Annotated in this window: 23 protein-coding genes and 3 pseudogenes; 18 read left to right on the forward strand and 8 right to left on the reverse strand. The window is 74.2% G+C overall.

What is annotated here, in order from left to right; genetic code table 11:
* Window positions 1-157 precede the first annotated feature (157 nt).
* The 9 genes from QQK22_RS03950 (at window position 158) to QQK22_RS03985 (ending at window position 7,505) form a co-directional block, all read left to right on the forward strand.
* Window positions 158-1,708, forward strand: coding sequence for a TIGR04028 family ABC transporter substrate-binding protein (locus QQK22_RS03950; RefSeq protein ID WP_431310178.1), 1,551 nt, complete (start codon window positions 158-160; stop codon window positions 1,706-1,708).
* Window positions 1,705-2,640, forward strand: coding sequence for an ABC transporter permease (locus QQK22_RS03955; RefSeq protein ID WP_284249564.1), 936 nt, complete (start codon window positions 1,705-1,707; stop codon window positions 2,638-2,640). Before QQK22_RS03950 ends, QQK22_RS03955 begins: the two co-directional genes overlap by 4 nt.
* Before the next feature lie 131 nt (window positions 2,641-2,771).
* Window positions 2,772-3,554 (forward strand): ABC transporter permease, encoded by a 783-nt coding sequence (locus QQK22_RS03960; RefSeq protein WP_431310125.1) that lies wholly within the window; start codon window positions 2,772-2,774, stop codon window positions 3,552-3,554.
* 29 nt (window positions 3,555-3,583) lie between these two features.
* Window positions 3,584-4,471, forward strand: coding sequence for an ABC transporter ATP-binding protein (locus QQK22_RS18525; protein WP_348525488.1), 888 nt, complete (start codon window positions 3,584-3,586; stop codon window positions 4,469-4,471).
* The gene (locus tag QQK22_RS18530) at window positions 4,444-5,223 is read left to right on the forward strand and encodes an ABC transporter ATP-binding protein (RefSeq protein WP_348525489.1); all 780 of its coding nucleotides are present in this window, start codon (window positions 4,444-4,446) and stop codon (window positions 5,221-5,223) included. Before QQK22_RS18525 ends, QQK22_RS18530 begins: the two co-directional genes overlap by 28 nt.
* Window positions 5,220-5,627, forward strand: a complete 408-nt coding sequence (locus tag QQK22_RS03970; RefSeq protein WP_284249566.1) for an LLM class flavin-dependent oxidoreductase — start codon at window positions 5,220-5,222, stop codon at window positions 5,625-5,627. Before QQK22_RS18530 ends, QQK22_RS03970 begins: the two co-directional genes overlap by 4 nt.
* Window positions 5,624-6,241, forward strand: a complete 618-nt coding sequence (locus QQK22_RS03975) for a hypothetical protein (protein ID WP_284249569.1) — start codon at window positions 5,624-5,626, stop codon at window positions 6,239-6,241. The genes QQK22_RS03970 and QQK22_RS03975 overlap by 4 nt, the downstream gene beginning before the upstream one ends.
* Complete coding sequence (locus tag QQK22_RS03980; RefSeq protein ID WP_284249571.1) at window positions 6,238-6,876, forward strand: CMD domain protein; 639 nt, start codon at window positions 6,238-6,240, stop codon at window positions 6,874-6,876. Before QQK22_RS03975 ends, QQK22_RS03980 begins: the two co-directional genes overlap by 4 nt.
* Window positions 6,873-7,505 carry an alkylhydroperoxidase domain protein gene (locus tag QQK22_RS03985; protein WP_284249573.1) on the forward strand — a complete coding sequence of 211 codons (633 nt, stop codon included), beginning with the start codon at window positions 6,873-6,875 and terminating at the stop codon, window positions 7,503-7,505. Before QQK22_RS03980 ends, QQK22_RS03985 begins: the two co-directional genes overlap by 4 nt.
* 159 nt (window positions 7,506-7,664) lie before the next feature.
* Here the strand turns inward: QQK22_RS03985 and QQK22_RS03990 are convergent, their stop codons facing one another.
* Both QQK22_RS03990 and QQK22_RS03995 read right to left on the reverse strand, forming a co-directional pair.
* Complete coding sequence (locus QQK22_RS03990; protein ID WP_284252525.1) at window positions 7,665-7,859, reverse strand: helix-turn-helix transcriptional regulator; 195 nt, start codon at window positions 7,857-7,859, stop codon at window positions 7,665-7,667.
* A 1-nt stretch (window position 7,860) separates the two neighbouring features.
* Window positions 7,861-8,349 (reverse strand): hypothetical protein, encoded by a 489-nt coding sequence (locus tag QQK22_RS03995; RefSeq protein ID WP_284249575.1) that lies wholly within the window; start codon window positions 8,347-8,349, stop codon window positions 7,861-7,863.
* Between the two features lie 347 nt (window positions 8,350-8,696).
* Here QQK22_RS03995 and QQK22_RS04000 point away from each other — a divergent pair, with 347 nt between their 5' ends.
* The 4 genes from QQK22_RS04000 to QQK22_RS04015 are packed head-to-tail and all read left to right on the forward strand — an operon-like array spanning window position 8,697 to window position 12,385.
* A complete protein-coding gene (locus tag QQK22_RS04000; protein ID WP_284249577.1) occupies window positions 8,697-10,034 on the forward strand; it encodes a sensor histidine kinase in 1,338 nt (445 codons plus the stop codon).
* A complete protein-coding gene (locus tag QQK22_RS04005) occupies window positions 10,031-10,636 on the forward strand; it encodes a response regulator transcription factor (RefSeq protein ID WP_284249579.1) in 606 nt (201 codons plus the stop codon). Before QQK22_RS04000 ends, QQK22_RS04005 begins: the two co-directional genes overlap by 4 nt.
* A 25-nt stretch (window positions 10,637-10,661) precedes the next feature.
* On the forward strand, window positions 10,662-11,390 hold the full coding sequence (locus QQK22_RS04010; protein WP_284249581.1) for a lysophospholipid acyltransferase family protein: 729 nt from the start codon (window positions 10,662-10,664) through the stop codon (window positions 11,388-11,390).
* On the forward strand, window positions 11,390-12,385 hold the full coding sequence (locus QQK22_RS04015) for an NAD(P)H-dependent glycerol-3-phosphate dehydrogenase (RefSeq protein WP_284249582.1): 996 nt from the start codon (window positions 11,390-11,392) through the stop codon (window positions 12,383-12,385). The genes QQK22_RS04010 and QQK22_RS04015 overlap by 1 nt, the downstream gene beginning before the upstream one ends.
* A gap of 13 nt (window positions 12,386-12,398) precedes the next feature.
* Here QQK22_RS04015 and QQK22_RS04020 read toward each other — a convergent pair whose 3' ends face one another.
* Window positions 12,399-13,472: a COG1361 family protein gene (locus QQK22_RS04020; RefSeq protein WP_284249583.1), complete on the reverse strand. Its 1,074-nt coding sequence runs from the start codon at window positions 13,470-13,472 to the stop codon at window positions 12,399-12,401.
* Between the two features lie 123 nt (window positions 13,473-13,595).
* Window positions 13,596-15,497 (reverse strand): alkaline phosphatase, encoded by a 1,902-nt coding sequence (locus QQK22_RS04025; protein WP_284249584.1) that lies wholly within the window; start codon window positions 15,495-15,497, stop codon window positions 13,596-13,598.
* 194 nt (window positions 15,498-15,691) lie between these two features.
* On the opposite strand from QQK22_RS04025, the gene QQK22_RS04030 reads away from it, so the two are divergent.
* Window positions 15,692-16,330: an NUDIX domain-containing protein gene (locus tag QQK22_RS04030; protein ID WP_284249585.1), complete on the forward strand. Its 639-nt coding sequence runs from the start codon at window positions 15,692-15,694 to the stop codon at window positions 16,328-16,330.
* A 119-nt stretch (window positions 16,331-16,449) separates the two neighbouring features.
* On the opposite strand, the pseudogene QQK22_RS04035 reads toward QQK22_RS04030, so the two are convergent.
* Window positions 16,450-17,633 (reverse strand): annotated as a pseudogene (locus QQK22_RS04035) (trans-sulfuration enzyme family protein).
* Between the two features lie 61 nt (window positions 17,634-17,694).
* Between QQK22_RS04035 and QQK22_RS04040 the strand changes: the two are divergent.
* A pseudogene (locus tag QQK22_RS04040) lies at window positions 17,695-18,815 on the forward strand (D-alanine--D-alanine ligase family protein).
* Between the two features lie 478 nt (window positions 18,816-19,293).
* Here the strand turns inward: QQK22_RS04040 and QQK22_RS04045 are convergent.
* Window positions 19,294-19,461, reverse strand: a complete 168-nt coding sequence (locus tag QQK22_RS04045; protein ID WP_284249586.1) for a hypothetical protein — start codon at window positions 19,459-19,461, stop codon at window positions 19,294-19,296.
* A 174-nt stretch (window positions 19,462-19,635) separates the two neighbouring features.
* Window positions 19,636-20,148 (reverse strand): DUF3515 family protein, encoded by a 513-nt coding sequence (locus QQK22_RS04050; RefSeq protein WP_284249588.1) that lies wholly within the window; start codon window positions 20,146-20,148, stop codon window positions 19,636-19,638.
* A gap of 82 nt (window positions 20,149-20,230) precedes the next feature.
* Between QQK22_RS04050 and QQK22_RS04055 the strand changes: the two are divergent.
* The 3 genes and pseudogenes from QQK22_RS04055 (at window position 20,231) to QQK22_RS04065 (ending at window position 21,937) form a co-directional block, all read left to right on the forward strand.
* Window positions 20,231-21,225, forward strand: a pseudogene (locus QQK22_RS04055) (thiamine-phosphate kinase).
* Between the two features lie 29 nt (window positions 21,226-21,254).
* Entirely contained in the window at window positions 21,255-21,629 is a 375-nt protein-coding gene (locus tag QQK22_RS04060; protein ID WP_284249590.1) for a hypothetical protein, read from the forward strand.
* Window positions 21,626-21,937, forward strand: a complete 312-nt coding sequence (locus QQK22_RS04065) for a hypothetical protein (RefSeq protein WP_284249592.1) — start codon at window positions 21,626-21,628, stop codon at window positions 21,935-21,937. The genes QQK22_RS04060 and QQK22_RS04065 overlap by 4 nt, the downstream gene beginning before the upstream one ends.
* Before the next feature lie 94 nt (window positions 21,938-22,031).
* Here the strand turns inward: QQK22_RS04065 and rpmB are convergent, their stop codons facing one another.
* A complete protein-coding gene (gene rpmB, locus QQK22_RS04070) occupies window positions 22,032-22,223 on the reverse strand; it encodes a 50S ribosomal protein L28 (protein WP_284249594.1) in 192 nt (63 codons plus the stop codon).
* Window positions 22,224-22,368 lie beyond the last annotated feature (145 nt).

The following is a 22,368-nucleotide window of genomic DNA, read 5'->3' on the forward strand; positions in this document are numbered from 1 at the left end:
GGCGTCGTGATCGCTCCTAGTCTCGCCAGCACCACCTGCTCGAGACTCCGGGAGCCCCGATGTCACGCACCACCACCGGCCGCCGCGCGGCCGGACTCGCCGCCGTCGTCACCACCACGGCGCTCCTCGCGGCCTGCGGCTCGGGTGGCGGCGGCGGATCGGCCGGGGAGCCTCGGCCGGGGGCGACGGCGAGCCCGCCACCGGCGGTGAGCTGCTGTACCTGGAGTACCAGCCGTACACGACGCTCTACCCGCCGCAGTCGGGCTTCTACCCCAACGGCGCGCTCATCGCGAACATCACCGACAAGCTGGTCTACCAGGACCCCGAGACCCTCGAGTTCTCGCCCTGGATCGCGACCGACTGGACGGTGAACGCGGACGCGACGGAGTACACCTTCAACCTGCGCGACGGCGTCACGTTCTCCGACGGCACCCCGCTCGACGCCGCGGTGGTCGCCAAGAACTTCGACGCCTACGGGCTGGGAGACGCCGAGGCGGGCTTCCCGGTCTCCGAGCAGATCAACAACTACGTCAGCAGCGAGGTCGTCGACGACGACACCGTCACCTTCCGGTTCTCGGCGCCCTCGCCGGGCTTCCTCCAGGCGACGTCGGCCAACGGCGCCGGCCTCCTCTCCTCGGCCACCCTGGACGGCGACCTCGACGACTACGCCCCCGGCAACGCCACCGGCGTGATCGGGTCGGGCCCGTTCGTGATCACCGAGGAGACGGTCGGCACGGAGCTCCTGCTCGAGGCGCGCGAGGACTACGACTGGGCGCCGGAGGCCTCCGAGCACCAGGGCCGGGCCTACCTCGACGCGGTCAGCTTCGCCATCACGCCGGAGGACAGCGTCCGCATCGGTGCGCTGACGTCCGGCCAGGCCGACGTCATCCGCTACGTCCAGGCCTACGACGAGGACCAGGTCTCGGGTGCCGGCCTGCAGCTGTTCGCGCCGCAGACCCAGGGTGTCAACAACAGCCTGTCGCTGCGCTTCACCAACGAGATCCTGGCCGACGAGAAGGTCCGCAGGGCCATCGTGGCCGGCGTGGACGCCCAGGAGGTCGTGGACACCGTCTTCACCGAGAACTACCCGGTCGCGACCGGCGTCCTCTCCCACACCGCGCTCGGGTACGTCGACCTGTCCGACCAGCTCGCGTACGACCCGCAGGAGGCGGAGCGCCTGCTGGACGAGGCGGGGTGGGTCCCGGGCTCCGACGGCATCCGCTCGAAGGACGGTCAGCGCCTCACGCTCGTCGCGAGCGAGGCCAAGCCGCAGCCGCTCTCGCGCGACACCCTCACGCTCGTGTCGCAGCAGCTGAAGGAGATCGGCGTGGACCTGCAGATCCTCGCGGCCGACTCCGGCACCTACGCCGAGGCGATCACCGACCCCGACCAGGTGCAGCTCTACCACTCGATGGTCGGGCGCACCGACCTCGACGTCATCAAGAGCCAGTACGCCTCGACCAACCGCGACGCCAACCTCAGCGACGACGCCGAGCTGGACCGCCTGCTCGGCCTGGTGGCCTCCACCGCGGACCCCGAGGCCCGGCTCGCCGCCAGCGCGGACGCGCAGCGCTACCTCGTCGAGCACGCCTACGTGATCCCGCTGTTCGAGGAGCCGCAGGTCTACGGCGCCCAGCCGTACGTGCAGGGCTTCGGCTGGGACACCGTGGCCCGCCCGATCTTCTACGACACCTGGCTGGAGCAGTGAGGTACGCCGCCGGTCGCCTCGCCTCGGCGGCCGGCGTGCTCCTGGCGGCGTTCACGATCGTCTTCCTGCTGCTGCAGGCGCTGCCGGGCGACGCCGTCATGATCCGCTTCGAGAACCCCGAGCTGGGTCTCACGCCCGAGCAGATCGCGAGCGTGCGCGAGAGCTACGGCGCCGACGTCGGGGTGCTCACGCAGTACTGGAGCTCGCTGTCCGGTGCGGTGCGCGGGGACTTCGGGTTCTCGGCCGCGTCGGGCGCCTCGGTCAGCACCCTGCTGGGCTCGGCGATCCCCTCCACGCTCCTGCTCGCGGGGCTGGGGTTCGCCGTCGCCGTCGTGCTCGCCGGTCTGCTCGCCCTCGGCGCGGCGCTCAGCCCGGCGGGCTGGCTGGCGAACGCGCTGCGGTCCCTGCCCTCGCTGTTCGTCTCCGTGCCGGTGTTCTGGCTCGGCATCGTGCTCATCCAGGTCTTCAGCTTCCGCCTCGGCCTGATCTCCGTGATCCGCCCCGGTCCGCTGGAGGCGCTGATCCTGCCGGTGCTCACGCTCGCGATCCCGATCAGCGCGCCGATCGCCCAGGTCCTCGTGCGGGCGATCGACGACGTCCAGACGCAGCCGTTCATCACGGTCGTGCGGTCCAAGGGCGCCGGCGAGGTCTGGATCCTGCTGCGCTCGGTGCTGCGCAACGCGGCGCTGCCCGCGCTGACGATCGCCGGTGTGCTGCTCGGGGAGCTGATCGGCGGGGCGGTGGTCACCGAGACCGTCTTCGCACGGTTCGGCGTCGGGCGCCTGACGGCCGACGCCCTGGACGCGCAGGACATCCCCGTGCTCCAGGCGATCGTCGTGCTCGCGGCGTTCGCGTTCGTCGTCGTCAACCTCGTGGTCGACCTGGTCGCGCCACTCATCGACCCGCGCCTCAAGCGCCGGGTCCAGGCTTGAGGAGGCGCGATGACCCTCGAGCTCCAGCGCACCGCGCTGCTGCCCACCGGTGCCGCACCCGGCACCCCGCCCGGCACGGACCCCGCCGCCCCCGCTCGCGTCGCCGTCGCCGCGCCCCGCGCGTAACCCTCGTGCTCGCCGTCGCGGTGCTCACCCTCGTGCTCGCGTGGGCCCTCGTCCCGCAGCTGTTCACGAGTGCCGACCCGTACGCGGGCGTGCCCGCCGACGCGCTGCAGGGACCGAGCGGCGCGCACTGGCTCGGCACCGACCCGACCGGGCGCGACCTGTTCGCCCGCGTGGTGCACGGCGCCCGCTACTCGCTCACGGGCGGCCTCGTCGCCGTCGCGGTCGGCCTCGTAGCAGGGACGGCGATCGGCGTCGTGGCCGGCTCGATCGGCACGATCGTCGACGAGATCCTCATGCGCGTCGTGGACGTGCTGCTGTCCATCCCCGGCCTGCTGCTCAGCCTGTCGGTCATCATCCTGCTCGGCTTCGGCACCACGAACGCGGCCATCGCCGTCGGCGTCACCTCGGTGGCGGCGTTCGCGCGGCTGTCCCGCTCGGAGGTCGTGCGCGTGCGCCGCTCCGACTACGTCGAGGCTGCGTTCGGCAGCGGCGGGCGCTGGGTCGGCGTGCTCTGGCGGCACGTGCTCCCCAACTCGCTCACGCCGGTGCTCGCGCTCGCCGCGCTGCAGTTCGGCACGGCCATCCTCGCGATCTCCACCCTCGGCTTCCTCGGCTACGGTGCGCCGCCGCCCACGCCCGAGTGGGGCCTGCTGATCTCCGAGGGCCGCAGCCACCTCGCGACGTCGTGGTGGCTCACCACGCTCCCGGGCGTCGTGGTGGTGCTCGTGGTGCTCTCGGCCAACCGGATCTCGGGTGCCATCTCGGCCGCGCGGGCGGTGCGCTCGTGAGCGGCGGCGCGGGGGCGGAGGCAGCCCGCGTGACCCCGGTGCTGGACGTCCGCGGACTCTCGGTCGGCTACGGCGGCCGCGGCGGCGTCACCCAGGTCACCCACGAGGTCAGCCTGACCGTGGCGCCCGGTGAGATGCTCGCCCTGGTCGGCGAGTCGGGTTCGGGCAAGACCACGACGGCGCAGGCCGCCCTGAACCTCCTGCCGCAGGGTGGGCAGGTGCTCGCCGGCTCCGTGCACCTCGAGGGCGAGGACGTCACCGACGCCCCGGCCTCCCGGTGGCGCTCGCTGCGGGGCCGCCGCATCGGCCTGGTCCCGCAGGATCCGGCCGGTTCGCTCGACCCCACCAAGCGGATCGGCGACTCCATCGCGGAGGCGTTCCGCATCCACCGCGCGGCGCCCCGGCGCGTGCTCGCGGGCCGGGTGCTGGAGCTGCTCGAGCGTGTCGGGCTCGACGACCCCGCGCGCCGCGCGAAGCAGTACCCGCACGAGCTCTCGGGCGGGATGAAGCAGCGCGTGCTCATCGCCGGCGCCATCGCTCTCGGCCCCGGCCTGCTCATCGCGGACGAGCCCACCTCGGCGCTCGACGTCACGGTGCAGCGCCGGATCATGGAGCTGCTCGACGACCTGCGCCGCGAGTCCGGCACCGGCGTCCTCCTGGTCACGCACGACCTGGCCCTGGCCGGCGACCACGCCGACCGCGTGCTCGTGCTGCAGGGGGGCCGGGTGCAGGAGGAGGGGCGCGCCGACGTCGTCCTCGCCGCGCCGGCCGCCGAGTACACGCGGCGGCTGCTCGCCGACGCGCCCACGCTCGCGACGCCGGTGCACCGGGTGGCGCGGGCGCCGGAGGTGGCGGACGCGGGTGTCGCGCCCGAGCTGACCGAGCCCCCGTGCTGGCGGTGCGCGACCTCGCGGTGACGTTCGGCGGCGGTCTGCTGAACCGCCGTGCGCCCTTCCGCGCGGTCGACGGCGTGAGCTTCGAGATCCCGCGGGGCACCACGCACGCGCTCGTGGGGGAGTCCGGCTCCGGGAAGACGACGACGGCGCGCGCCGTCGCCGCGTTCCAGGCCGCCGCCGAGGGCTCGATCACGCTCCTGGGCCGGGATGTGCGCACGCTCGGCGCCGGCGCTCGCCGGGAGCTGCGGCGGAACGTGCAGCTCGTCTACCAGAACCCGTTCGGCTCGCTCGACCCGCGCCGCACCGTGCTGGACTCGGTGGTCGAACCGCTGACGAACTTCGGGCTCGAGGCCTCGCCGTCGGCCCGGCGCGAGCACGCGGCCGCGGCGCTGACGCGTGTCTCGCTGCCGGCGGAGCTGCACCAGCGGCGCCCGCGCGAGCTCTCGGGCGGGCAGCGCCAGCGCGTGGCCATCGCCCGCGCGATCGTGCTGCACCCCGAGCTGCTCATCCTCGACGAGGCCACCAGTGCGCTCGACGTGACGGTCCAGGCTTCGATCCTGCGGCTGCTGGACGACCTCCAGCGCGAGCGCGGCATGACCTATCTCGTGATCAGCCACGATCTCGCCGTCGTGCGCCAGATCGCGGACACCGTGACAGTGTTGCGGCAGGGCCGCGCGGTGGAGCAGGGCGCCACGGCGGCCATCTTCGACAGTCCCCAGCACGACTACACCCGCGACCTCATCGCGGCGATCCCCGGAGGAGCACACGCATGACCGCCCGGCTCGGTGTCTTCACACGCCTGCTCGACGAGACCAGCGCCGCGGAGCGCTACCGCAACGCGACCGACCAGATCGTGGCCGCGGAGTCGCTCGGCTACCACTCGGCGTGGGTCGCGCAGCACCACTTCCACGCGCTCGAGGGCGGGCTGCCGGCGCCGGCGGTGTTCCTCGCGTCGGTCGCCGCGCTCACGAGCGACATCCGGCTCGGCTTCGGCGTCATCACCCTCCCGCTCGAGCACCCGCTGCGGGTCGCGGAGGACCTCGCGGTGCTCGATGAGATCTCCGGCGGCCGGGTGGAGGTCGGCTTCGGGACGGGGGCACGCCGTCGTCGTTCCGCGCCTTCGGCCACGACGCCGCCGACCGCCGGCAGATCTACGCCGACCACCTGCGCGTCGTGACGGACGCGTGGGCGGGGCAGGACCTCGCCGACCCCGAGAACCAGCTCTACCCACCGGCGCCGACGCTCGGTCAGCGCCGCTGGGAGGCCACGTTCTCGGCCGAGGGAGCGGCGCGCATCGGCGCCGCCGGGTCCGGCCTCATGCTCTCGCGCAGCCAGCCGCGGCCCGAGGGCGGCGCGGACGCGACGATCTGGGAGATCCAGGAGCCGATCGTGGACAGCTACCTGGCCGCGCTGCCCGACGGCGTCGCGCCGCGGATCGCGGCCTCCCGCTCGGTCTTCGTGGCCGACGACGAGACCACATGGCGCCGCGAGGCCGAGCGCGGGCTGCGCACGGTCGCCACGCGAGGCGGGCTGTGGGGCCTCGACCCCGAGGACCCGCTCGAGACGCTGGTGCGCCGCTCCGACACCGTGGTCGGCACGAGCGAGCGGGTGGTGCACCAGCTGCGACGCGACACGATCCTGACGCGGGCGACCGATCTGCTCGTGCAGGTCCACTCGGTCGATCCGGTGCACGAGCTAGTGCTGCGCTCGCACGAGCTGCTGGCGCTGGAGGTCGTGCCCGCGCTGGGCGACCTCGTGGCGCTGCGGGGGTCGCTGGAGGTCGCGCGATGAGCGGGGCCTCCGGGGCTGCGGCGGTGGACGCGCCCGGCGCGCTGCCGGCACTCACGGCACCGGACGTGCTCGACGTCGTGCTGGACGTGCGGGAGGGGGACGCGCTCGACGTCGTGCGCCGCTCCCGCCCGGTGGCGCGCGAGCACACGCAGGCCGCGTTCCGGGCGCTGTTCGACCCGCGTGACGCGGGCGGCTTCTCCCTCGGTGAGCGGGCCGCGGTGGCGAGCTTCGTCGTCGCGCTGCACGGCGAGACGCCGTTGCAGGCGGTCTACGACGCCGGCCTCGCGGCCGAGCACCGCGAGGTCGTGGCGGCGCTGGCCGCGGCCGCCCGCCGACCCGGCCCCTACGGCGTCTTCCGCGAACCCGGCCTGGCCGCCGAGTCGGACCCGGGGGAGCGGTGGGAGGTGCCGGGCGACGCCGCGGCGCAGCTCGGCCCGCACCTGGCCGCGGCGCTGACCCACGCGAGCCTGCTGGTGCTGCGCCCGCGCGAGTCGCGCCCCGAGGCGCTCGCGGCGCTGCTGGACGCGGGTTGGACGCGCGAGGCCGTGGTCACCCTGTCCCAGCTCGTCGCGTTCCTCACCTTCCAGGTACGGATCGTGGCGGGACTGTCCGTCCTGAAGGAGGCGCAGCCGTGAGCGCGATCCGCGAACACCTGCTCGACCACCCCGACCTCGACCGGCCCGAGCACTTCACCCGCGCGAATCTCGGCTGGGTGCCGTGGTTCGAGCCGCCGGCGCAGGAGGAGCTGACCCCCGAGCAGATCGCGGGGCTCGTGGAGCCGCAGCGGGCGGGGAACGCCTACTTCCGGCTGCTGGCGCTCGACCCCGCGGTGCTCGAGGCGCGCACCCGCGCCGACCTCGACATCTTCCACACCGCCTCGCGCACCGGTGACGGGCTGCCGCGCCCGGAGCGCGAGCTGGCCGCCGCCGTCGCCTCGCGGGTGAACGGCTGCGTGTTCTGCGCGAGCGTGCACGCGCGGTTCGCCGCGACGCTGTCGAAGCGGCCCGAGGACGTCGACGCGCTGCTGGTCGACGGCGTCGAGGTGGCGGTGGAGCGGCTGGACGAGCGGTGGGCCGCGATCGTCGAGGCGGCCGCGGCGCTGACGGTGACGCCACCCCGGTTCGCATCCGCGCACGTCGAGCGGCTGCGCGCCGCGGGTGTGGGCGACGAGGCGATCGGCGACCTCGTCGCCTCGGCCGGCTTCTTCTCGTGGGCCAACCGCCTCATGCTGTCGCTGGGCGAACCGGAGAACCCGGCGGGCTGAGGGTGGGTGGCCGGCGTCGCCGGCGCTCCCGCCACCGATCATTGACTGCTGCGCCGGACGCGGATAGCGCCCGCTAAGCGCGTCCAGCGCAGCAGTCGACCCGTGACCCGCGCTCCCCGCAGCGGTCGATGTCGGAGTGTGCGGCGGGACGAGCCGGCGTCAGTCGTCAGGGGTGAAGAGTTCCTCGATCGTCACCTCGAGCACCCGTGCGAGACGGAAGGCGAGGGGGAGCGAGGGGTCGAATCGTCCCTTCTCGATCGAGATGATCGTCTGTCGGCTGACGCCTGCGTGTTCGGCGAGGGTCTGCTGGGACCACCCGCGCTCGCGGCGACGGTCGGTGAGCGACGTGCGCACGTCAGCCACGACCCCGGTTCAGGAGATAACGGACGGAGAGGTCCGCGAGGCTGATCACGACGACACCCGTCAGGACGAGGATCGCGGAGATCTCCACGTCGGTGACCGCGACCGCGGCGAGCGCCAGGCCGCTCACGATGACGAGGTCGGTGAAGCTCGCGCTGGCAGCCTTCTCGAACCACGCGCTCTCGACCGATTCCTCCGTTCGCGGGGCGCGGCCCCGGAGACTGTCCGGATCAACGACCGCGATCCACACCAGCGCCACGAACGCCCACGTGGAGATCAGTCCGAAGAAGGCGGCTACCGCCCAGAACGGACCGTTCGCGATCCCGGCAGCTGCGGCGACGACGCCGAATCCTGCGGCCAGAACCAGGCCCGTCGGGAGCGCGACGGCGAGTGCAGGTGTTCGCCGGGACCCGAACCTGACATGCCCGGTACGCGTCGTGGTGCGTCGGTCGGTCGAGATGCTGTGCTCACGCTGCTGCCTCATGTCTCCCCCTTGGTGTCAAGCGTGCTTGACTCCCAGTGGACCATGTCAAGCAGGCTTGACGCAACCCCGGGTGTGGGGCGCCGTCGTCCGGTGGAACGCACCGGGCGCCGCGCAGGTCCGGGTGCTCGACGACGGCCGTTCCCGAGCTCGTCCGCCCCTAGCCCGCGGATCGACTGTGACGCCCCGCACGGATAGCGCGCCCTATCCGTGCCGAGCGCAACAGTCGGTCGGTTATCCGTGCGGGTCGTCACAGTCGATCCGTGAACCGGGTCGGGCGCGCCGCTGGGGCCGCGGGTCCGTGACACATGTCAGCGGCGCGCCGCGCGCGCGGGTGACAGGCTGGGGGCATGGTCGGCAGGAACGTGCGCTGGGTCGAGGGCTACACGAAGTGGTCGCTCATCCTGCTGGCGATCGGTGAACCCGTCCTCATCGCCTCGCTCCTGACCGAGTTCGCCCCGCTCGCCCCCGGCGCCCCCGAGCTCGACGGCCTCGGCGTCGCCCTCCTCCTGGTGCTCGTCGTCGTCCACACCGCCGCCTGCATCCACGCGATGGGCGCCGCGCTGCGCCGCACCGATCCCCACCGCGGCTTCCGCGGGCTCACGCCGCTGGCGATCACGACGGCGGCGGTCGTCGTCGCGATCGTCGTCGTCCTCCCGCTCGACGGACCCGCCGAGCCGATCCTCGCCTCGATCCCGCGCTCGACCGCGATCGCCGTCATCGGGCTCGCGACCGTCGGGGCGCTGTCGGCCCGCTGGGGCATGCGGGTCGTCGGTCTGATGCTGCTGGTGGTGCTCGCGGTCATCACGGCCGCCCAGGTCGGCAGCACCCACGACGGCGTTCTCGTCCTCCTCCCGGCCTACACGTTCGTCCTGCTCGCGATGGGCGCGAGCTTCCGCATCACCGTCTGGATCCTCGAGGTGGTGCGCGAGCTCGAGGTGAGCCGCGAGTCGCACGCGACCGTCGCCGTCGCTGAGGAGCGGCTGCGGATCTCGCGCGACATCCACGACGTCGTGGGGCGCGCGCTCGCCGTCGTCGCCGTGAAGAGCGAGCTCGCCGCCACCCTTGCCCGTCGCGGGGACGCGCGCGCCGAGCAGGAGATGGTCGAGGTCAACCAGGTCGCCCAGGAGTCGCTTCAGCAGGTCCGTGCCCTCGTCAGCGGCTACCGCGCCACCGACCTGCGCACCGAGCTCGCGGGCGCCCGCGCGGTGCTCGACTCCACGGGCATCCGCGTCACGGTCGAGGGCGGGGGAGCGGCGGGCGACGGCGGAGGTGGCGGCAGCGGTGAGGGCGCAGGGCCCGCCGCCCCCGCCGTCCAGGACGCGCTCGGTGCCGTCGTGCGCGAGGCCGTCACGAACGTCGTGCGCCACTCGCGCGCGACGTGGTGCACGCTCGAGCTCGCACCGCCGTCGACCGCCACCGGCTCCGGGACCGACGCCGGGACCGACGCCGGCGTCTCCGCCGCGTGGCGCCTCACGATCCGCAACGACGGTGCCTCCGCGCGGGTCCCGGCGGGTGCGCACGGGGACGTCGCCCCAGCGGCGGGCGAACCCCGCGCCGTCGGCCGCGGGAACGGCCTGCGCGGGCTCGCCGAGCGTCTCGCGCCCCTGCACGGCACCCTGACCACCACCATCACCGACGACGTCGCCACCCTGACGGCGACCGTCCCGGAAGGGGAGACACCGTGATCCGCATCATGATCGCCGACGACGAGGCGCTGATCCGCGACGCCGTCGCGACCCTGCTCGACCTCGAGGACGACCTCGAGATCGTCGGCCGCGCCGGTTCGGGGACGGAGGCGATCGCCCTCGCCCCGCGGCTGGAGCCCGACGTCGCGGTGCTCGACCTGCAGATGCCCGGCGCGGACGGGATCGAGGTGGCGCAGGCGCTCGCGACCTCCGTCCCCGCCTGCGGCGTCGTCATCGTCACCTCGCACGGCCGCCCCGGCTACCTCAAGCGCGCGTTCGCGAGCGGGGTGCGGGCCTTCCTGCCGAAGACGGCGTCGGCGAGCGTGCTGGCCACCGCGATCCGGCAGGTGCACGACGGCGGCCGCTACGTCGACCCCGAGCTCGCCGCCGAGGCCATCGCCTCGGGCGACTCGCCGCTGACCGCGCGCGAGGCCGACGTGCTCGAGCTCGCCGCGGCGGGCGCCCCCGTCGAGGAGATCGCCCGCCGCGCCCACCTCGCGAGCGGGACGGTGCGCAACTACCTGTCCTCCGCCGTCGCCAAGCTCGGCGTGGCCAACCGCCACGAGGCGGCGCGGCTGGCGCGCGCCCGCGGGTGGCTGTGACGCCGCCCGGCTAGGATCGGCGACCGTGAACGACACCCCCGCGAACCGCAGCCCGCGCCGGTACTCCCTCACCTACCGAGGCATCGCGGGGGTGGTCAAGCCGCTGCTGGCCCTGGTCTCGGGCAAGGACTGGCGCGGCATGGAACGCCTGCCCCGCGAGGGTGGGGTCATCGTCGCCGCCAACCACGTCTCGTTGCTGGACCCGGTCACGACGGCGCACTCCCTCTACGACAACGGCGCGCCCCCGCGGATCATGGCGAAGGCGGAGCTTTTCCGCGTGCCGATTCTCGGCCGGCTGCTGCGCGGGTCGGGTCAGATCCCGGTGCACCGCAACACCCGCAACGCCGCCGACTCGCTCGAGGGCGCGCGCCGCGCGCTCGCGGCCGGGGAGTGCGTGCTGATCTTCCCCGAGGGCACCCTCACGCTCGACCCCGACGGCTGGCCGATGGTCGCGCGCACCGGCGTCGCGCGCCTGGCACTCACCAGCGGCGCGCCCGTCGTGCCGGTGGCGCAGTGGGGTGCGAGCACGCTGCTCCCGCCACGTGCGAAGCTGCCGCGGCTGCTGCCCCGCACCCGGATGCAGGTGCTGGTGGGCGAGCCCGTCGACCTCGGCGACCTCGTCGGCCGGACCGACGCCGCGGCGCTGACCGAGGCGACCGCGCGGATCATGGGGGCGATCACCGCGCAGCTCGTGCAGCTGCGGGGCGGCGAGCCGCCCGTGACGCCGTTCGACCGCCGGGCGGCGGGCCTGTGATGCGCTGCGCCGTCCTCGGCTCGGGCAGCTGGGGGACGACCTTCGCCCAGGTGCTCGCGGACGCGGGCCACGACGTCGTCATCTGGGCGAAGTCGGCCGCCACCGCCGAGGCGATCACGCAGCGACACGTGAACACGACCTACCTGCCCGGCGTGGAACTGCCCGACACCGTGCGCGCCGACACCGACCTGACCGCGGTGCTGGAGGGTGCCGAGCTGGTGGTCGTCGCCCTGCCCTCGCAGGTGGTGCGCGAGGTGCTCGCGCCGTACCGCGCGGCGGTGCCGCGAGGCGCCGTCGTCGTCAGCCTGATGAAGGGCGTGGAGCTCGGGTCCGACGAGCGCATGAGCCAGGTCCTCGCGGGCGTGTGGGACCTGCCGCGCGATCGCGTCGCCGTCGTGTCGGGGCCGAACCTCGCGGGCGAGATCGCCCAGCGCCAGCCGACCACGACGGTCGTGGCCTGCGAGGACGAGGCGGTCGCGCTGCGCGTCGCCCAGGCGTGCGCGACGCCCTACTTCCGCACCTTCACCTCGACCGACGTGATCGGCGTCGAGATCGGGGGAGCGGTCAAGAACGTGATCGCGCTCGCCGTCGGGATCGCCCAGGGGCTCGGCTACGGCGACAACACCATGGCCTCGATCATGACGCGCGGGCTGTCCGAGGCGGCGCGGCTCGGTGCCGCGGTGGGCGCGCAGCCCGCCACCTTCGCGGGACTGGCCGGCATGGGCGACCTCATCGCCACCTGCTCCTCGCCGCTCTCGCGCAACCACCGCCTCGGCTCGCTGCTGGGGCGGGGCGAGAGCCTCGAGGCCGCGATCGAGGAGATCGGGTCGACGGCGGAGGGCGCCAAGTCCTGCCGCTCCATCCTGGACCTCGCGCAGCAGCACGGGGTGACGACGTCGATCATCTCGGCCGTCGTGGGGATCGTGCACGAGGGGCGCACCGTGCCCGAGACTGTCGCCTCCCTCGTGGACCGGCCGCCCCGGCCGGAGGACTGAGGCGCGGCCGGGCTCAGACCCCGGCGGGCTCGCGCGCGAGCGCCTCGCTGACCGCGGCGTCGATCCGGCGCTGGACCGCGGACCGACGGCGACGGCGCAGCCGGAGCGCGACGACGACGGCCGCCACCAGGGCCGCGAGCGCGACGAGCTGCGGCCACGGCACGAGCCACGCGCTCCACGAGGAGGTGACGGTCGTGAGGTCGAGCGCGGCGTCGTCGCCGACCGTCATGGGCGTGGCGCGCACCTGACCACCGGTCCGCAGCAGCGGCCACACCTCGCCCACGGGCAGCCGCACGGTCGCGGTGTCACCGGGCAGGATCTCGCGCACGCCGACGGCGTCGACCTCCGTCACCGGGCCGAGCACGGCGGCCGCCGTCGCGCTCGTGCTCGCGCCGAGGCGGACGTTGCCGGTGTTGGCGAGGGTGACGTCCAGGTCGAGGGTGCCGGGCGCGAACGGGTTCCACGACGGCGCCCAGACAGGGGTGACGCCGGTGACCTCGAAGGTCGGGACGACGTCGCCGGCCACCCGGAGGTGGAGCCGCGTACCGACGCGCGTGTCGAGGCCGACCACCTCGCCCGCCGCGGCCGAGGGCTGCGCCACCAGGCCGACCGGGTGGTCGCCCGGGGTCACGTCCGCCGGCACGTCGAGCCGGACGGGGAGCACGACGTCGGTGACGGCGTCCACGGTGACCTGCACGCTCTCGCCCGGGGCGCCGTCGCCCACCGCGACCCACGAGCCGGCGGCCTGCGGCGGGGCGCCCGGCGGGAGGACGTCGAACACGCCGTCGGCGGTCACGACGCCGTCGCTCGGGTACACGTCGAACGTCACCGCCCGGTCGGAGAAGTTCCGCAGCGCGACGCGGTCCTCGCCGCTGCCGCCCGGGTCGATCTCGAACCGCAGCGACGTGCGCGAGTCCGGGCCGTCCTGCCCGGCGGGGCCCAGGGACCAGGTGGTGGCGCCCGCGGAGGGGGCTGCGCCGTCGGGATTCTGGGGCGCGGCCGAGGCGGCCGAGGCGGCGGGTGCGAGTGTGAGCAGGGCTGCGGCGATCGCGAGGGCGGGACGCAGGAGCGGGCGGCGGTGGGACACGGCGGACCTCGAGGGGGAGCGGGCGGTGCGGGTGACGCCGTCGTGCTCCGGAACCGTGACGGTCCCGGAGCACGACGGTGAGGACCGTGCGACGGCCGGAGGGCCGGCCGCACGGTCGGCCGGTCAGTCGACCGGGAAGAGCGAGACCGCGACCGTGCCGGCGTAGTCGCCGGGCTGCGTGGTCACGGGCAGCTCGAGGAAGAGCTCGGTCGCGACGTCGGTCGTGCCGAGGCGGCCCTCGGTGCCGGCGCGGGCGAGCAGGCTCGGGACCGCGAGGCCCTCACCGCCGTCGACCGCCGTGACGACCTTCGACCCGGGCGTGACGCCCGGTCGCTCGCCACGGATGCCGGGCTGCCAGCCGAGGTGGTCGGCGCGCAGGACGCGCTCGCCCGAGACGAGGTCGGAGGACTGCCCCGACAGGGCCCAGCCGCCGGTGCCGGCCTGCGCGTGCGAGCGCGAGTCGGTGACGGAGAAGGTGGGCAGCGCGGCCGTCATGCGCAGGCGGTCGCCGACGTTCGCGGGCGCCGACAGGTTCACGCCGTCACCGAAGTCGCCGACGCTGAGGGTGAGGGAGCCGTCCTGCGCCCCCGGGACGGGCACGAGGGCGTTGACCGGGATCTCGCCCTCGCCGGCGGCGTCGCGCTCGCCCCACAGCTCGAACGCGACCCTCGCGACGTCGGTGTTGTCGAGGTAGTCGCCGCGCACCGGGTCGCTGCCGACGGCGTAGGAGGCCAGGACGTCGGCACCCGCACCCTGGGCGTAGAGCGGGACGAGCTGGTTGGTGTGGTCGCCCGAGAACCAGGCCTCGCGCGGGAGCTGGCCCTTCTCACCGGTCAGCGGGGTCCACGACGGGTCCGAGTCGGCGCCGTCGAGGTAGCCGGTCTCGTGGTCGGCCGTGACGACGACGAGGGTCTCCTCCCACGAGGACTCGGTCTCCACCCAGTCCACGACCGTCTCGACGGCCGCGTTGAAGTCGAGGGTCTCCTCGATGTTGCGCGTCGTCTCGTTGGCGTGGCCCGTCCAGTCGATCGCGCCGCCCTCGATCATGAGGAACAGGCCGTCCTCGTCCTTCTCCAGGACGTTCAGCGCGGCGCGGCTCAGCTCGGGCAGGTCGGGGACGTCGTTGGCCGGCACCTCGAACGGCAGCTGACCCTCGGACTCGCCGGAGCGTGCCTGCTGGAGGGTGGTGGCGACGGGGACGAGGCCGAACAGCGAGTCGGGGACGTCGGTGCCGTCGGCGATCGCGCGCAGACCGTCGGTGGTCTCGACGAACGTGCGGGGGGTCTGGCCGTCCACGAGGCGCTGGTAGGTGGGCTCGCTGAGCCACGAGTAGTTCGCGGGGCGGGGCTGCGCGTCGTCGTCGAAGTGCGGGTGGCCGGCCCCGATGATGACGTCCAGGGGACCGTCGATCATCTCGTCGCCGATGCCGTGGTTGTCGTTGCGGTTCGCGTTGTGCGCGCCCCAGGCCGCCGGGGTGGCGTGGGCGAACTGCACGGAGGAGACGACACCGGTCGCGCGGCCCGTCTCGCTCGCGCGCTCGGCGACGTTCTTCGCGAACGTCCCCTCGGCGTCGACGCCGAGACGACCGTTGACCGTCTTCACGCCGGTGGCGAGCGCCGTGCCCGAGGCCGCGGAGTCGGTCGGACCCTGCTTGTTCCACTCGAAGTCGCCCCACGACTCCTCGGGGTCGTAGTAGCCGCGGCCGTTCGCCGCGAACGTGGACATGCCGACCTGCACGTCGAAGGACTGGTAGACCTGCGAGGCGGTGCCCGGCACGTGGTCGATCGTCCCGGCGGCGGGGTCGACCGCGACCTGGTGGAACGAGGTGCCGTGCTGGTAGAGCGAGGCGGCGTCGACGTGGTTGTACCCCATGCCGTCACCCACCATCACGATGATGTTCTTCGGCCCGTCGGAGGTGGCTCCCGCGCCGGGTGCCGCGGCGGCGGGGACGGTGATCGCGAGGGCCAGGCCGGCGGTGGCGAGGCCGGCGCACGTGCGGCGCAGAGGCGTGCGTGCTGAGCTCATGGTCTCTTCCTGTCGGTGACGGCGGTCGCGCGACCGCCGCACCCCAGCCCAGCCTGCTGCGGTGACGTCACGGTGAACACCGGCGGACCGCCGGGTGGCGAGGGGTGGAAGGTCGATCGCCCCGACCCTGCCGCACGACGGCCGTCCTCCGGACGGCGGCGCCGTCGACGACGCGGGTGCCCTAGCGTCGGACGGTGCCCGAGAACCCACGCGCCGACCGTGACGCCCTCGCCGTCGACCTCCCGCCCGCAGCGACGGTGACGTCGCCGGCCGACCGGTGCGCCGCCGTCGTGCGCGACCTCCGCGCGATGCACCCGGCCGACGACGCCCAGCGCGCGCTGCGCGAGGAGTACGTCGCGCTCGTGCTCGATCGCGGTGGGGACGCGCTGCGCAAGGGCGGCGGGCCGGAGCACCTCACCGCCTCCACGTTCGTGCTCTCCGAGGACCTGAGCCACGTGCTGCTCACGCTGCACCGCAAGGCCGGGGCGTGGCTGCAGGTCGGCGGGCACGTCGAGGACGCGGACGCGACGCTGGCGGCCGCGGCGCGGCGCGAGGCCGAGGAGGAGAGCGGGTTCCCCGACGTCGTGCTCGCCTCCGAGGTCCCGGTGGACGTCGACCGCCACACGCTGGGGGAGCGCTTCAGCTGCCGGGCGCACTGGGACGTCGGGTTCGTGGCGCTGGCGCCGCGCGGGAGCGCGATCGTGGTCAGCGACGAGAGCGACGACGTCGCCTGGTGGCCGGTGGACGACCTGCCGCCGGACGCGCAGCCGGACCTGCGCCGTCGACTGCCGCGCGCCGTGGCGGCCGTGGTCGCGTCCCGTCGTGAGGTGTGACGGTCCCGTCGTGAGGTGCGACGGCTCGTCCCGGTGAGCGGTCGCGGCATCGTCGCAGGTCAGGGCGGGGCGGTCCGCGAGGACGTGCCGGTCACACCTCAGGACGGGACACCCTCACCTCAAGACGGGACGTCCTCCTGCGACGCCGTCAGCGCCTGCGCGAGGTCGTCCCACAGGTCGTCGACGTCCTCGATGCCGACGCTGACGCGCAGCAGGTCCTCGGGGACGGTCGGCGCCTCGTTGGGCCAGCGGCGCCGACGCTCGATCATCGACTCCACCCCGCCGAGCGACGTCGCGGGCAGCCAGCGCCGGACGGCGCCGGTGAGGCGGGCCGCCGCGGCCGCGCCGCCGCGCACGCGCAGCGTGAGGATCGAGCCGTAACCGTCCATCTGACGCGTGGCGAGCTCGTGCTGCGGGTGGTCGGGAAGGCCGGGGTAGGCGACGGCGTGCACGGCCGGGTGCTCGCGCAGGCGGCGCGCCAGCTCGGCGGCGTTGTCCTGCGCGCGCTCGACGCGCAGGGCCAGGGTCCGCAGGCCGCGCATCGCGAGCCAGGCCTCGAACGGGCCGGCAACGCCGCCGGCGGTCGTGCGGCGCTGGCGCACGCGGGCGAGCAGCGTCTCGTCGCGTGCGAGCACGGCGCCGAGCACGACGTCGGAGTGTCCCGCCAGGTACTTCGTCACGGAGTGGACCACGACGTCGGCGCCGAGCTCGAGGGGTCGCTGCAGGAGCGGCGTCGCGAACGTGTTGTCGACGACGACGATCGCGCCCACCTCGTGCGCGGCTGCCGAGATCGCGGCGATGTCGGCGATCTCGAGCATCGGGTTGGTCGGGGTCTCGAGCCAGACGAGGGCGGCGGGTACGGGGGTGCAGCGCCGTCGACCCCGTTCTCACCCCGGATCGCGGCGAGGACCGCGTCGGTGTCGGCGATGTCCACCAGGCGGGGCTCCACCCCGGATCGCTCGCTCAGGTACCGCAGCGCGACGAGCGACTCGTGGTATGCGTGGCGGGGTGCGACGACGGCGCCGCCGACCGCGGTGAGGTCGAGCGCCGCACTGATCGCGGCCATCCCGGAGGCGAACAGGAGGCCCGGCCGACCGGCGTTCTCGAGCTCGCCGAGCGCCTCCTCGAGCGGCTCCCAGGACTCGGTGCCGATGCGGGCGTAGACCTTCTCGCCCGGCCCGGGGTGCTCGTGGCCGACGTAGGTGCTGGACATCACGATCGGGGAGTTCACGGGCGCGCCGGGCGTGCGCTCGGGGCGCCCCGCCTCGACGACCACCGTGGCGGGGCGGGGGCGTCGCGTCATGACCCCGACCCTAAGCGCGGCGGTCCGCTGCGGCCGACTCGGCGCCGCGTAGTCTCGCCGGGTGAGTAGGACTCGAGTGGCGATCATCTTCGGCGGGCGCAGCAGCGAGCACGCGATCTCGTGCGCGACGGCGGCGGGGGTGCTCTCCGCCGTCGACCGCACGCGGTTCGACGTCGTGCCGATCGGGATCGCGCGCGACGGATCGTGGCTGCTGCTCCCGGACGACCCGGAGCCGCTGCGGATCGAGGGCACGCGGCTGCCCGAGGTGACGGCGGCCGACCACCCGGCGATCGCTTGGGCGTTCGGCGCCGACCGGGGGCGCGTGCTCGTCGCGCCCGCGTCGCAGGCCGCCCGCGTCCTCGAGGGCGTCGACGTCGTGCTGCCGCTGCTGCACGGGCCGTTCGGGGAGGACGGGACGCTCCAGGGTCTGCTCGAGCTGACCGACCTGCCCTACGTGGGGTCCGGGGTGCTGGCGTCGGCGGCGGGAATGGACAAGCACGCGATGAAGGTGCTGCTGGCGGGGGCGGGCGTGCCGGTCGGGCCGTACACCGTGATCACGCGCACGGCGTGGGAGCGGGACCGGGCTGCGGCGCTCGACGCCGTGGCGGCGCTGAGCGACGTCGTGTTCGTCAAGCCGGCGCGCGCCGGGTCGAGCATGGGGATCACCCGCGTGGTACGCAGTGCGCCGGGCGGTGACGACGCGCTCGTGGCGGCCATCGAGGAGGCGCGGCGGCACGACCCCAAGGTGGTCGTGGAGTCGGCCGTCGAGGGGCGCGAGATCGAGGTGGCGGTGCTGGGCGGGCGCGGTCTCGACGCTCCGCGCACGACGGCGCCGGGCGAGATCGTCGTGGGCGGCGAGCACGCGTTCTACGACTTCGAGGCGAAGTACACGGGCACGGAGACGACGTCGCTCGAGGTGCCGGCGAGCCTGCCCGAGGACGTGGCGGACGCGGCGCGCGCGCTCGCGGCCGAGGCGTTCGAGGCGCTCGGGTGCGAGGGCTCGCGCGCGTGGACCTCTTCTTCACGGGCGCTGGCCTCGTGGTCAACGAGGTGAACACGATGCCGGGGTTCACGCCGTTCTCGATGTTCCCCAGCCTGTGGGCGAACGAGGGCCTGGCCTACCCCGAGCTCATCACGGAGCTGATCGAGCTGGCGCTGGAGCGCCCCACCGGCCTCCGCTGACCTTCCCGAGAGGTCGGTGGACGTTCCGCGAGAGCTTTTCCGACCCTCCGCGAGAGCATTTCTGACCCTCCGTGAGAGGATTGCCGGCCCTCCCCGAGAGGATCGGCGACGCTCGGCGAGAGGATCGGCGACGCTGCTCTCGAGGATTACCGACCCGGGGCAAGGTGGTTGCGGAGAAGAACCACCTTGCCGTTGAGCGGAAGTCTCTTGCGAGGGCCCGGAAGCTTTCGGGCGGTCCGCAGTCCACTCGGGAAGGGCGGTCAACGTCTCGGGAGGGTGGGCGAACGTCTCGCCGAGTGTCGCCAATCCTCTCGGGGAGGGTCCGCAATCCTCTCGGGGAACGTCTGCGAAGCTCTCGGGGAGGGTCCAGGAAGGCCTCGTGAGTGAACGAGACGCGCCGCTGCTCCCGGGTGGGGAGCGGCGACGCGTCTCGGGGTCCTCGGCCGGGTCGCGGCCGAAGCGTGCGGTCGAGCTCGGCTCAGGCGGTCTTCGCGACGACGTCGCGGACCTCGTTGATCACGAGCGACCAGGTCTGGGGGTCCATCTCGACCCGGCGCGCACGGGCGACGGGGAGATAGGCGGTCACGGCCTCGCGCACGAGGGCGAGGGCCTCGTCGTGGACGTCGGAGATGGTGAGGGTGGTCATCGGTGCGGCTTTCGTCGGGGTGCGCCTTGTGGGCTTTCCGACATCGATGTTACGCGGCCGAAACATGCCGTGGCCAGGGCTGACGACGTGATCTGGGCCTCACGATCCGCATAATTGCAACGATCATGGGTGTCTACGGGGCGAGCGTTGACGCTTCTACGGAGTCCCGGTGACCTACAGGCAGGGATTGGTCTGCGTCGTCCGCGCGACGGCGGAGCTCAGGTCGACGAGCAGCGACGTCGCCTCGGTCCCCGCGTACTCGACCGGGACGATCACCTCGATCGCCGGTGTGCGCCCGTAGGTCGTGAACATGAACCGGCCGCGCGCGGTGTCGGCGTCCGGGCCGGTGCCGACGACGTCGTCGTTCTCCGCGACGACCCAGTCGATCGTCGTCCCGTCGGCACCCGTGACGGCGATGCAGCGGTCGGTCGTCGGGGCGAGCGGTTCGACCCCGCACCGCAGCGTGATCGCCGGATCGCCCCACGCCCGCGAGGACTGCGTCGTCGTCGGGCGCTGCTCGGCACCGCCCAGGACGCCCGGGGTGGTCTGCAGGACCTGCGCGCACACCGGGTCCGACGCCGACGGCGCGGGCTCGAGCGGCACGTCGCGCGCGCACGCGCTCGTCACCAGCAGGGCTGCCGCGGTCAGGAGCACGGGGAGGAGGCGACGGCGGGGGAGTGCGGGCACGCCCGCCAACCTACGTCACGCCAGGGCGGCCCCACGCGCCGTGCCGCCGCGTCGCCAGGCCGCCGCGACCTAGGCTGGCCTCGTGCCCGAGACCGTCGCCGACCTCACCGAGACCGAGCTCCTCGCACGCTTCGTCCCCCTGCTGCCCCGCGGCGGTGCCACCGATCTCGGCCCGGGTGACGACGCCGCCGTCGTCACCGTCCTGACCGGCCGGCTGGTCGTGACCGCCGACGTCCTCGTCGAGGACCGCCACTTCCGGCGCGCGTGGAGCACGGGCGCCGACGTCGGGGTGCGCGCCGCTGCGCAGAACCTCGCCGACGTCGCCGCGATGGGCGCGCGCCCCACGAGCCTCGTGGTCACGCTGGCCGTCCCTGCCGACGTCGAGGTCGCGTGGGTCGTCGACCTCGCCCGGGGCCTGGCGGAGGCCTGTGCGCCGCACGACGTCGGCGTCGTCGGCGGCGACCTGTCAGCCGGGGAGCGCATCGCGGTCAGCGTGACGGCGTTCGGCGAGCTCGACGGCGTCGCGCCCGTCCTGCGCTCGGGCGCACGCCCGGGGACGTCGTCGCGGTCGCCGGGACGCTGGGCCGGTCCGCCGCCGGGCTCGCGGTCCTCACCGCGCGAACGGCGCCCGACGGCGGCGCGGCGTCCGTCCACGAGGTCGACGGCGCGACCGACCTCGTCGCGACCTATCTGCGCCCGGACCCGCCGCTCCTCGCGGGTCCGGAGGCGGCTCGCGCGGGGGCGAGCGCGATGCTGGACGTCAGCGACGGCCTCGTGCGCGACGCCGGGCGCATCGCCGCCGCCAGCGGGTGCGGTCTCGATCTCACGACCGCGCTGCTCGCCCCCGACGTCGAGGCGCTCGCCGCGGTCGCGGAGGAGCTCGACGCGGACCCGCTCGCCTGGGTCCTCACCGGCGGCGAGGACCACGCGCTGCTGGCGACCTTCCCCGCGGCGGTGCCGCTGCCGCCGTCGTTCCGCCGCATCGGCGTCGTCGTGCCGCGAACCGCCGCGGGCGCGGGCGTCACGGTCGACGGCGCAGCACCCGCCGCCGAGGGCTTCGACCACTTCCGGCGCTGACCGGATCGGCCTCGCCTAGAGTTCCTGCCATGGCCGCGCGGGACGAGGGGACGTGGACGGGCCGGGAGTCGATCCTGTGGCAGACCTGCGAGTACGTCGCGGCGATGGTCGAGGGGCGCGCCCCCGTCCCGCCCCACGAGATCCTGACGACCTTCGCTCCGCAGGGCGGGCCGCACGACCGCCTGCTGGCCCAGGGCCCGTTCGAGCTCCTGGTGTTCCGTGCCCTCGGCGACGGGAGCTACGCCCGCAGCGGCGGCATCTTCCTCGCCACGGGGCCGATCGGGATCGCCGCGACGGCGGGGTGGCCCTCGCGCGGGCGGCCGGGAACCGCGGACGGCGGCGTGCGGCGCAGGCGGCGGCGCAGCAGCGCTGGGTCGTCGACGACGCCGGGCAGATCACTGTGAGCGCGGAGAGCTTCCACCTGCAGACCCCCGCGGGTGTCTACTTCTGGGGCTGGGGCGCGATCACGTCGGCGTCGATCGTGGCCGACGACCACGTCGAGGTCTACGGCGAGGCGACGTCAGGACCCGTGCGCTGGGTCCTGCACACGCCGTGGGCCGCGCTGATCTTCGCCTCGTGGGCCCTGCGGCGCCACCGCCGCCACCCCCAGCTCGTGACCGGGACGTGGCTGCCGGTGGGCTTCCTCGAGCACGTCGTCGCGCAGGGCTACCGCCAGCCGATGTCGAGCCCGGTGATCGTGCTGGACGCCTGACGATCGCGATCGCGCGCCCGAAGCGCCGGCCCCGAGCACGACGAAGGCCGCCACCCCGAGGGGTGGCGGCCTTCGTGACCAGAGGCTGGGCGGCTCAGAGAGCGCGCGTCACCTTGCCCGCCTTGAGGCAGGAGGTGCACACGTTCAGGCGCTTGGGCGTGCCGTTGATGACGGTGCGCACCTTCTGGATGTTCGGGTTCCAACGGCGCGAGGTCCGCACGTGCGAGTGCGAGACGCTCTTGCCGAAGCTCGGGTGCTTCGCGCACACGTCGCAGGTCGAAGCCACGGTCGTTCTCCTCGGTGTGGGCCGCCGGGAAGACCGGCGGCGAAACTTGTCTGGCGTCGCGCACGGGGCTGGCCCTACCGGAGTGCAGCGAGCAACCCGCCACAACGCAACCGAAGAAGCGTACCCCAGTCCCGGTGGGGCGACA

The organism is Litorihabitans aurantiacus, assembly GCF_030161595.1.
GTDB classification, from domain to species: Bacteria; Actinomycetota; Actinomycetes; order Actinomycetales; family Beutenbergiaceae; genus Litorihabitans; species Litorihabitans aurantiacus.

What these genes read in the sequence shown, in the direction of transcription:
- QQK22_RS04000 (WP_284249577.1), top strand. Translation starts at nt 8,697, where the DNA reads ATGGTCGGCAGGAACGTGCGCTGGGTCGAGGGCTACACGAAGTGGTCG.
- QQK22_RS04045 (WP_284249586.1), bottom strand. Translation starts at nt 19,461, where the DNA reads ATGACCACCCTCACCATCTCCGACGTCCACGACGAGGCCCTCGCCCTC.
- QQK22_RS04025 (WP_284249584.1), bottom strand. Translation starts at nt 15,497, where the DNA reads ATGAGCTCAGCACGCACGCCTCTGCGCCGCACGTGCGCCGGCCTCGCC.
- QQK22_RS04015 (WP_284249582.1), top strand. Translation starts at nt 11,390, where the DNA reads ATGCGCTGCGCCGTCCTCGGCTCGGGCAGCTGGGGGACGACCTTCGCC.
- QQK22_RS03970 (WP_284249566.1), top strand. Translation starts at nt 5,220, where the DNA reads ATGACCGCCCGGCTCGGTGTCTTCACACGCCTGCTCGACGAGACCAGC.
- QQK22_RS03980 (WP_284249571.1), top strand. Translation starts at nt 6,238, where the DNA reads ATGAGCGGGGCCTCCGGGGCTGCGGCGGTGGACGCGCCCGGCGCGCTG.
- QQK22_RS04060 (WP_284249590.1), top strand. Translation starts at nt 21,255, where the DNA reads ATGGCCGCGCGGGACGAGGGGACGTGGACGGGCCGGGAGTCGATCCTG.
- QQK22_RS03995 (WP_284249575.1), bottom strand. Translation starts at nt 8,349, where the DNA reads ATGAGGCAGCAGCGTGAGCACAGCATCTCGACCGACCGACGCACCACG.